This is a genomic window from Hymenobacter arcticus (genome assembly GCF_054779975.1).
The window spans coordinates 1-9,585 of sequence record NZ_BAAGXF010000036.1 but is presented as its reverse complement, the minus strand read 5'-3'; the positions used below and the strand labels follow the sequence as shown (position 1 = coordinate 9,585).

4 protein-coding genes are annotated in these 9,585 nt (G+C 59.4%); 2 read left to right on the top strand and 2 right to left on the bottom strand.

All coding sequences use genetic code 11. The features are described 5' to 3' along the window. Window positions 1–176: 176 nt before the first annotated feature. Window positions 177–443, bottom strand: a complete 267-nt coding sequence (locus ACYVGC_RS24825; protein ID WP_460586543.1) for a hypothetical protein — start codon at window positions 441–443, stop codon at window positions 177–179. A gap of 165 nt (window positions 444–608) precedes the next feature. Continuing rightward, on the bottom strand, window positions 609–1,583 hold the full coding sequence (locus ACYVGC_RS24820) for an AAA family ATPase (protein ID WP_460586542.1): 975 nt from the start codon (window positions 1,581–1,583) through the stop codon (window positions 609–611). A 211-nt stretch (window positions 1,584–1,794) separates the two neighbouring features. Between ACYVGC_RS24820 and ACYVGC_RS24815 the strand changes: the two genes are divergently transcribed. Together ACYVGC_RS24815 and tamL are read left to right on the top strand one after the other, a co-directional pair. Then, window positions 1,795–7,029: a translocation/assembly module TamB domain-containing protein gene (locus ACYVGC_RS24815; RefSeq protein WP_460586541.1), complete on the top strand. Its 5,235-nt coding sequence runs from the start codon at window positions 1,795–1,797 to the stop codon at window positions 7,027–7,029. A 6-nt stretch (window positions 7,030–7,035) separates the two neighbouring features. Beyond that, complete coding sequence (gene tamL, locus ACYVGC_RS24810; RefSeq protein ID WP_460586540.1) at window positions 7,036–9,396, top strand: BamA/TamA family outer membrane protein; 2,361 nt, start codon at window positions 7,036–7,038, stop codon at window positions 9,394–9,396. Window positions 9,397–9,585: the final 189 nt, after the last annotated feature.

Sequence of the window (9,585 nt, the reverse complement as noted above, 5' to 3'; positions counted from 1 at the left end):
AAACTACCTCGCCATGCTCCATTTTGCCTGCGCTCGAATCACTTGGTATAATTGCCTATTTGGATAGCCTCTTAGTTGCCTAAATCGTAATCCGAATCTGGCCCCACAAATGTGAAAAGACCCGGCCGCACTAAATGCAACCGGGTCTTTGGCTTAAATAGCGCTAAAGCAGCGGACTACTTAATCTTGGTCTTTTTGCGGTTAGACTTGATTTTAGCATCGGCCGGTACTACTACCGTAGGCGTGCTGGGGTTAGCCGTCGTGGTGGTCGACTCCACAGTAGTTGCGGCTGGTGCAGTTTGCATCGGCTCGGCGGTCGTGGTTGTTGTGGTGGCCGGCGTCGTGGTGGTCTGACGGGTCGTGGTCGTCGTGGTGCCGGTTTGGGCGTTAGCCGAGTAGGCACCGGCGGTCAACATGGCGGCGAGGATGAGCAGCTTTTTCATAAGAATACGTACTTTTTGGTGTGAAAGAGAGCGAAGCTGGCACTACACCAGCCATTGCGGCAAGCCGCGGTGCCTCTAACGAAGCCTGCTTTAGAAAAGTTGTATTCGCATCATTAATAGTGTTGCAACCCACCTCATGGAGGTTGCGATTATCCAATCAACTCCTCACGAAATCGGCACTTTGCGCAGGATGGCCTCAATGAGGTCGTGCGTGCGGATGCCGTCGGCCTCAGCCTCATAAGTCATTAATATTCGGTGATTTAGCACGTCCTCGGCTACGTCTTTGATGTCTTCGGGCAGCACGTAGTCGCGGCCATCAAGGTAAGCCACGGCGCGGGCGGCGCGGTGCAGGGCAATGCTGGCGCGCGGGCTGGCCCCAAACTGCACCGACTGCGCAAACTCGGGCAGGTCGTAGTCGGCCGGGCGGCGCGTGGCAAACACCAGCTCGATGAGGTACTTCTCCAGCGTATCCGAAATCTGCACCTGATTTATCTGGTCACGGATGCCGAAAATGTCTTCCTTCGTGAGCACGGGCTGCACATCACCCTGAAAACCCATGTTGGCCATACGGCGCATCACCTCCAGCTCGTCGGCCTTTTTGAGGTAATCGACGTGCACTTTCAGCATGAAGCGGTCGACCTGCGCCTCGGGCAGCGGGTAGGTACCTTCCTGCTCCACCGGGTTTTGGGTGGCCAGCACCAGGAAGGGCCGGTCGAGCAAATAGGTCTGGTCGCCGATGGTGACCTGGTTTTCCTGCATGGCTTCGAGCAGGGCGCTCTGCACCTTGGCGGGCGAACGGTTAATTTCGTCGGCCAGCACCAGATTGGCGAAAATGGGCCCCTTTTTGACCTCGAATACCGACTGGTTTTGGTTGTAAATCATGGTGCCCACGAGGTCAGAGGGCAGCAGGTCGGGCGTAAATTGCACCCGCTGGAAGTGCAGGTGCAATACTTTAGCTAAAGTGCTTACAGTTAGAGTTTTAGCTAAACCTGGTACGCCTTCGAGCAAGATGTGGCCGCCCGTGAATACGCCGATGAGCAGGCGGCTGACTAGGGCGTGCTGGCCCACCACCACTTTTTCCATTTCGGCAAAAGCCTGGCGAATGAGGGGGCGGTAGTCGGGGGCGGAAGTAGGCTGCATGGGGCAAAGTAACGGCCGATGGCAGCTTTGGCCGGTCGGGGCAACATGTAAGAAAGTCGCTTGTACTGCGTTGAGGGCCCGGTTGGGCACCCTGAAATAGCGCGGTTTTTGGCGATGTTCTCCCAACCCCGGCCGATAGTTTTCCGTTTGGACAAGCTTAGCCCGGTTTATTTGCTGAGCCATCCTGGCTCCGTATTCTTTTTATCTGCCTGTGACCATCTATCTACGCCGCCTGCTGTACGTTGTCCTTGGATTAATCGCGCTGGTACTTGTGCTGGTGGTGGGGGTCGTGGTGTTTTTGCAGTTTCCGGCGGGGCAGGATTTCGTGGCGCGGCGGGCCGAAGGCTACCTGCGCGACAAGCTTAAAACCGAGGTGCGCCTGGGTACGTTTCGGACGGATTTTCGGCACGCCATCAATTTCGACGATGTGTATCTGGCCGACCAGCAGCGCGATACGCTACTGAGCGTGGGCCACTTAGGCGTGAGCGTTGACATTTTCGCGTTGCTGAAAAAGCAAGTCAACATCAAGGATGTAGAGCTGGAAAACGGCCGCGTACGCCTGACGCGCACCGAGCCCGACAGCGTTAATAACTACGACTTCATCATCAAGGCCTTTACCGACCCCACGGCACCGGTTGACACCACTAGCTCGGGGCTGAAATACGATATTGGCAAAGTACACCTGAGCAATATCCTGTTCACGCAGAACGACCAGATAGCTGGCTCCGACCTGCGCGCCAAGCTCGGCGACCTACTTGTGAACATGGATGAGGTAGATGTGGATAACTCTGTGTATAAAGTAGATAACGCGGCCTTGCGCCACGCCTTCATCCGCATGGAGCAAACCAAAACCGCGCCTGAGCTGGACGATAAGAAGCCCGAGAAGCCGCTGGATTTGACGTTTGGGCTGAATAAAGCCATGCTGGAAGACGTAGGCTTCGTGTACAAGAACGCGCCGGCGGCGCAGTTCATCAACGCCAAAATTGGCTTGGCCGACGTTACGGCGAAGAATATTGACTTGGCCAAGGAACGCATCGACCTTGACAAGCTCACGCTGAAAAACACGACGTTTGCCTACTCCCAGGACAAAAATGTGCCGGTGGAGCAGCGGGTTATCAATCCCGCCGAAGCGGTGCGCAAAGTGGACGAGGCCGCCGATAAGGCCAGCGCCACCCCGCTAAAATGGCGCGTAACCTTGGGCCAGTCGAACATCAGCCAGGTGGCGGTGAACTTCGATAACTTCAACGACCCCAAGTTGAAAAGCCGCTACCCGGCGCTGGATTACAGCCACCTGCACTTCACTGATTTAGTGTTGAATACACGGGATTTGGCCTTTACTGAGAACCTGACTACGGTGAAGATTGACAACCTGGCGGGCAAGGACCAGAGCGGTTTCGCCATTACCTCAGCGCGGGCCAACGTGGTGTACGACTCGGTGGAAATCAAGCTCGACAGCCTCGACTTGGTGACGCCGCATACGCGCCTCAAGCGCAGCCTTGGTCTGCGGTTTAAGAGCCTGGGCGCCATTGCCGACGACCTGCCCAATCTGGGTCTCAGCGGCGACTTGCGCAACACGCGCCTGGGGTTCCGCGACATTCTGTACCTGGTGCCGAGCCTGGCCGGCACGCCGCCTTTTACTACCGGGCCTAATCAAAGCGTGCTGCTGAGCGGGCTGGTAAGCGGCCGACTGGGCGACCTGCTGGTGCGCAACTTCGACTTTGTGGGGCTGCGCAATACTAACATGCAGGCGCGCCGGGCGCACATCGTGGGCTTGCCTAATGTGGATGGCCGGTTGTACGTGGACCTTGATATTCAGAAATTTAGCAGCACGCGGGCCGACTTGTTGAGCGTGCTGCCCAAGGGCACGGTGCCGGACAACATCAGCATCCCGCCTAGTATCTCGCTGAGCGGCACCTTTAAAGGGCGGCCGACCACGCTGGCGTTCGATACCAATCTCAAGCTGCGCTCGACGTATGGCAACGTAGCCTTTAATGGTAAGCTGGGCGCTAAGCAGGCCAATGGGCAGCAGCCGCTGGTAGGCACTTTTGCGGTGCAAAACTTTGATGCGGGCAAGCTGCTGAAAGACCCCACTATTGGTACCATCACGGGCACGGGACGCATCAATGCTACCGGTAACTTGCAGGACCCCAACACGTTGGTGGGCAAGCTGACGGCCAATGTCCAGAGCGCCCGCTACAACGGCTACACCTACCACGGCGTGGCCACTACGGTGGATATCGACCGGGGCAAGTACAACATCGCGGCCAGCAGCCACTCCGACCCCAATCTCGACCTTGACCTGAAAGCGGTGGTGAACTTGCGCGACGCCAAGAACCCTAGCTACGAAGTGACGTCGCTGAACCTGCGCGGGGCCAACCTCACGGCGCTGGGCTTTTATACTGGCGGCGACCTGCGCGTGCAGGGCGACCTGAAAGCCAACCTGCGCGGCTCTAGCCTGAATACGATTAACGGCACGTTTAGCGGCGACCGCATTGTGATTACGAAGGACAAGCAGCGCATTCCGCTCGATTCAGTGCAGGGTCGTATCGTGCAAACGGCCACCCGTACGGCGGTTGATTTCAACTCGAATGTGGCGGCCGTAAACCTCGATGGCAACGTGCACTTGGGCGATTTGGCTACTGAGTTGCAGCGGCACATCAACCGCTACTTCCACTTGGCGGGCGTGACGCCGTTTCGCAATGAGACGGGTAATCAGCAATTTACCTACTCGCTGCGCGTAAAGAACACCCGCATCCTGCGCCAGTTTGTGCCTGACCTGAAGCGGCTCTCGCCCTTTGTGTTGGCCGGCGACTACAACCGCGCCGCCGCCCGCCTCACGGCCAAAAGCGACATCCGTTTTATCCGCTACCAGAACTATCGGCTCGATTCGCTGACGCTGCGGGTTGACTCGGACCCCCGCAAGCTTGACTACGCGTTGCGGCTGGCCCGCGCCCGGCAAGACAGCAGCTTCTCGCTGCGCCGGCCCAGCTTTGTGGGCAATGTGGCTGATAACAAGGTAAATACCCGCGTGGCTATTTTGGGCGATAGCAGCAGCCGCGAGCGGCTGGCTCTGGCCGGCGCGCTGCAGGTGCTGGCGCAACGTGGCGGCGATGCCTACCAATTTGCCTTCGCCAACGACCAGATTATCAACTACGATACCTGGACGGCGGGTGCCAACAACTACGTGCGCTACAACGCCGACGGCACCGTGGTGGCCAACAACCTGCGCCTCACCAACGGCACGTCGGCCCTGGTGGTACAGAGCCAGAATCCGGCCGTGAACACCTCACCGCTGGCCGTGCGCTTCGAGCAATTTCAGCTGGCGATTTTGAGCAAAGCCATCGGCCAGCCCGACTCTACGCTGGGCGGCACCCTCAACGGCGAGGCCGTGGCCCGCAACCTAGGCACCAAGAAGCAGGCCTTCACGGCTAACTTGACCATCAAGGACTTGCTCTATAGCAAAACGGTGCTGGGCGACCTGAGCCTGCAAGCCAACAACCCGGTGGCCGACCGCTACGATGTGAACGCCCGCCTCACCGGCGGGGGCGGCAACGACGTGACGCTGCGCGGGGCCTACCGCACCGTGGGCTCCACGCCGCTCGACTTTGTGCTCGACGTGGGCCGGCTGAACGTGAAAACCGCCGAGCCCTTCTCGGCCGGGCAGATAAGCCAAGCCACGGGCTTCCTGAGCGGCAAGCTCGACATTGCGGGCACCACCAGCGCGCCGCAGGTGCGCGGCCAGCTCACTACCTCACCCGATGCCAGCTTTGTGGTGCCGCAGCTAGGGTCGCCGTTCCGGTTGGTGAGCCAGCCCGTCACGTTTGATGAGAAGGGCATTGCTTTCAACAACTTTACGGTGCTGGATTCGGCCGGCAACAAGGCGGTGGCTAATGGCTACCTTCTGACTAAGAACCTGATTGACTACAACTTAGACCTGCGCGTAACGACCAATAAGTTCTTGGCCGTGAAGAGCAGGCGCACCCAGGACAACACGCTTTACTACGGCCGCCTAGTGGTCGATTCGGATACGCGCCTCACGGGGCCGCTCACACTCATCAAAATTGACACCCGCGCTACGGTGGTCAAGGGCTCAGACCTGACGGTGGAAAACCCCGCCGCCGACCCCAGCGTGGTGGCCCGCGAAGGCATTGTGCAGTTTGTCGATTTGAAGATGCGACCCAAGCCACACTTGGTAGTCCTCACCGACCCCGACTCGGTAAATAGCACGGCGGTGGGCTACGACATCACGGCCCAGATTACCATTACCGACGACACGCCTTTCACCTTCGTGGTGGACCCGGTGAGCGGCGATAACCTGCGCGTGCGGGCCGCCGGCACCCTCACTACTACCCTTGACCCGAGCGGCAACCTTACCCTGAACGGCCGCCTCGACGTGCGCCGGGGCAAGTACAAGCTCTCGCTCTACGGCTTGGTGACGCGCGAATTCATCATTGCCCGCGGCTCATCCATCGCCTGGACTGGCGACCCCTACAACGCTGACCTTAACCTGACGGCTGTTTATAAAATAAAAACGGCCCCGGCCGAACTGCTCGCTAGCCAGGGCAGCGACAGCCAGTACGCCAACACGGTAGCACGCAACGCCTTGCCTTTTAGCGTACTCATTAAGGTTACCGACCAGCTTAGTAAGCCTACTATCGGTTTCGACATTACATTGCCGGAGGACCAGCGTGGGGCGCTGGGCGGCGAGGTAGAGGCCCGGCTAGCCCAGCTGCGCCAGCCCACCAATACGTCGGAGCAAAGCAAGCAGGTGTTTTCGCTGCTCGTGCTAGGGCGGTTTGTGCAGCAGAATCCGTTTGCAACCACGGCTGGCGAAGGCATTGTGGCCAGCCAATTGCGCGGCTCAGTGAGCCAGGTGCTCACCGACCAGCTCCAGAACCTGACTGGCAAGTACCTGGCCGGCCTGGGCATTGACCTGGGCGTGACCAACCAGGCCGATTACAGCACCGGCTCGGCCCAAAGCCGCACCGACCTGAACGTGGCCGTGCGCCGCCAGCTACTCAACAACCGCCTCACCGTGCGCCTGGGTACCGACGTGCCCCTTAGCGGCGGCACCGCCGGCAACCAGGCCAGCCAGGGCAACGCCAGCAACTTTGCCGGCGATGTGAGCCTGGAATACACGGTGCTACGCGATGGCCGCCTGCGCCTGCGCGCCTTCCGCCAGAATGCCTACGAGGACATCGATGGCAACATTGTGCGCACCGGGGCGTCGCTGGTGTTCCAGCGCGACTACAACAACCTGCAAGACCTGTTTGCCAAAATGGCGCCCGAAGTGAAGCGCGACCTGCGCGACTCGCGCAAGCAGGACAAAAAGGATACCGAGGAGCGCAAGCGCCGTGAGCAGTTGCAAGCCGACTCGGCCGCCGCCGTGAACGCCCCCAGCACCGCCCGCCGCGACACCACCCGCCGCCCGGCCACCAGTCAGTAAGCTAGCATGAAGCGTATCTATTTGAACAACAACTCTTTTCTTATTTCCCAGCGGGCTGCGGCCGGCCGACTGGCTAGCCGCTGGGCGGGCGGGCTGGGCCTGTTGCTACTGGCCTCGTGCTCGGGCCTGAAGTACATTCCGGAGGGCCAGAAGCTCTACACGGGCAGCAAGGTGACCATCGACACGCCCACCAAGCTGCGCAACCAGGCCGCCCTGCAAACTGAGCTGGTAACCGTGGTGCGCCCTAAGCCCAACGCCGCCATTCTGGGCCAACGGCCCAAGCTGTATTTCTGGCACTTGGGCGTGGGCAAGGAGAAGGGCCTGGGCCACTTCTTGGCCGGCAAGCTGGGCGAGGCGCCGGTGCTGCTGAGCCAGGTGCAGGCCAAGCAAACCCGCACCCTGATGACCAACCGCCTTCAAAACCGAGGCTACTTCCACGCCTCGGTGAGTAGCAAGGTGGAGGAGCAGGAGAAAACGGCCCAAGTTGACTACACGGCCCACCCCGGCCAGCAGTACCTCATTCAGGATATCCGCTTTCCGCAGGGCGACTCACTGATTACCAAGGCTATCCGCAATACGCAGGCGGCTACTTTGCTGAAAGCAGGCGACCCTTACGACCTCGATGTATTTACCAACGAGCGGGTACGCATCGACTTGGCGCTTAAGAACGAAGGGTTTTACTACTTCAACCCCAACTACTTACTCTTTCAGGTCGATACCACGCTCAATGGCAAGGCCAATATTTACTACAAGTTGGAGGGCGAAACGCCGGCCCGCGCCAAGCAGCCCTACTGGCTCAAAACGGTGAGCCTCAACACCAACTACGTCCTCACCGACACCACCGAGCGCAGCCCCGTTCGCTTCGAAAAATACCTGTATTATCCCGATGAGAGCGTGTTTCGGGCGCGGGCCATCACGCGCACCGTGTTTCTGTACCCCGATAGCCTGTTTCGGCAGCGCCGCCGCGACCAGACCTTGAGCCGCCTCATGAGCCTGGGCACGTTTCGCTTCGTCGAAATCAAGTTTCGGCCCTCGGCTGCCGGCGACTCGGCCGGCCGCGCCCGCCTCGATTCGGATATCCTGATGACGCAGCTCAAGAAGAAAAGCCTGCGGGCCGAACTGCAATTGGTGAGCAAAAGCAACGGCTTTACCGGGCCGGGCCTCACCATTCAGTACCGCAACCGCTCAGCGTTGCGCGGGGCCGAGCAGTTGCTCATCAACGCCGTGGCATCGACCGAAACCTCGACCCGCGCCCCGGCCGGCGCCGAAAGCCGCAGCAATACAGGCCTCATATCCAATGAGTTTGGCTTGAATGCCCAGCTCATTGTGCCGCGCATCATTGCGCCTAAGCTACCTTTTCTGAACCCGAACCTGGTTAACTCTGACTTCCAGCCGCGCACCAACTTTGGGGCGGGTATCCGTTATGTGTCGCGCTCCGGCTACTTCGCAACCACCAGCTACAACCTCAATTACGGCTACAGTTGGAAAACCAAAATCACGAATGAGCAGGAGCTGAAGCTGATAGACGTGTCGTACAACGCCGTTTCGACCCAGCCGGTATTTGACTCACTACTCCAGGCGCGGCCGTTTTTGCAGCAGGCCTACCGCTCGCAATTCATCCTGGGTAGCTCCTACCGCTACACCTACAACGAGCAGGTGCTGGAAAACCGCCGCCAGCAGATTTTCTTCCAAGGCATGGCCGAGGTGAGCGGCAACGTAGCCAACGCCATCAGCAGCGCCGTGGTGGGCGCCAAGTCGCCCACCGAGTACTATACCATTGCGGGCCAGCGCTTTGCGCAGTATGCCAAGTTTGACCTGGAGTTACGCGAGTACTACCGCATCAGCGACAACCCCACTTCGGGTAACCGCATTGTGGGCCGCTTGCAGATTGGGGTGGGCCTACCCTACGGCAACTCCAGCGGCGGCTCGCTGCCCTACCTGCGCCAGTACGGCATTGGCGGCCCCAACTCTATTCGGGCCTACGCGGCGCGCCAGATTGGGCCGGGCTCGTACAAGCCCACCACCACCGACCTGGCCAACAGCTTTAGCTACTACGACCAGGTGGGCGACCTGCGCCTGGAAGGCAATATCGAGTACCGCCAGGACTTGTTTCCCTACGTGAAGGGTGCCGTATTCTTGGACGCGGGCAATATCTGGCTCGTCAACAATGACCCGCAGCGGCCGGGCGGGCAGTTTCAGGCCAGCACGTTTCTGCAGCAGCTAGCCGTGGGCACGGGCGTGGGCCTGCGCATCGACGTGCAGTTCTTCGTCATTCGTTTCGACTACGCCATCCCGCTGCGCGCCAACTACGGCACGCCCGACGACAAAGCCGGGCGGTTGAACCTGGCCATCGGCTATCCGTTCTAGCATCTCCGGTCATTAGAAACTGGTTGAAAAGGGTTTGTCGCAGCAGCGACGGACCCTTTTTTTGTCTGTATGGGCGGGTGGCTGCCAGGGCTGAGTTTCATGTAAGCGTGGTACTTAGAGGCTATCCAAATAGGGATTAATTTGGGGTATGGCTACTACTCAAGAGTTCATCATTTCCGATACGTTATG

Bases quoted from the DNA above. Each gene is read 5' to 3' on its own strand.
- tamL (WP_460586540.1), top strand. From the start codon at position 7,036: ATGAAGCGTATCTATTTGAACAACAACTCTTTTCTTATTTCCCAGCGG.
- ACYVGC_RS24825 (WP_460586543.1), bottom strand. From the start codon at position 443: ATGAAAAAGCTGCTCATCCTCGCCGCCATGTTGACCGCCGGTGCCTAC.
- ACYVGC_RS24820 (WP_460586542.1), bottom strand. From the start codon at position 1,583: ATGCAGCCTACTTCCGCCCCCGACTACCGCCCCCTCATTCGCCAGGCT.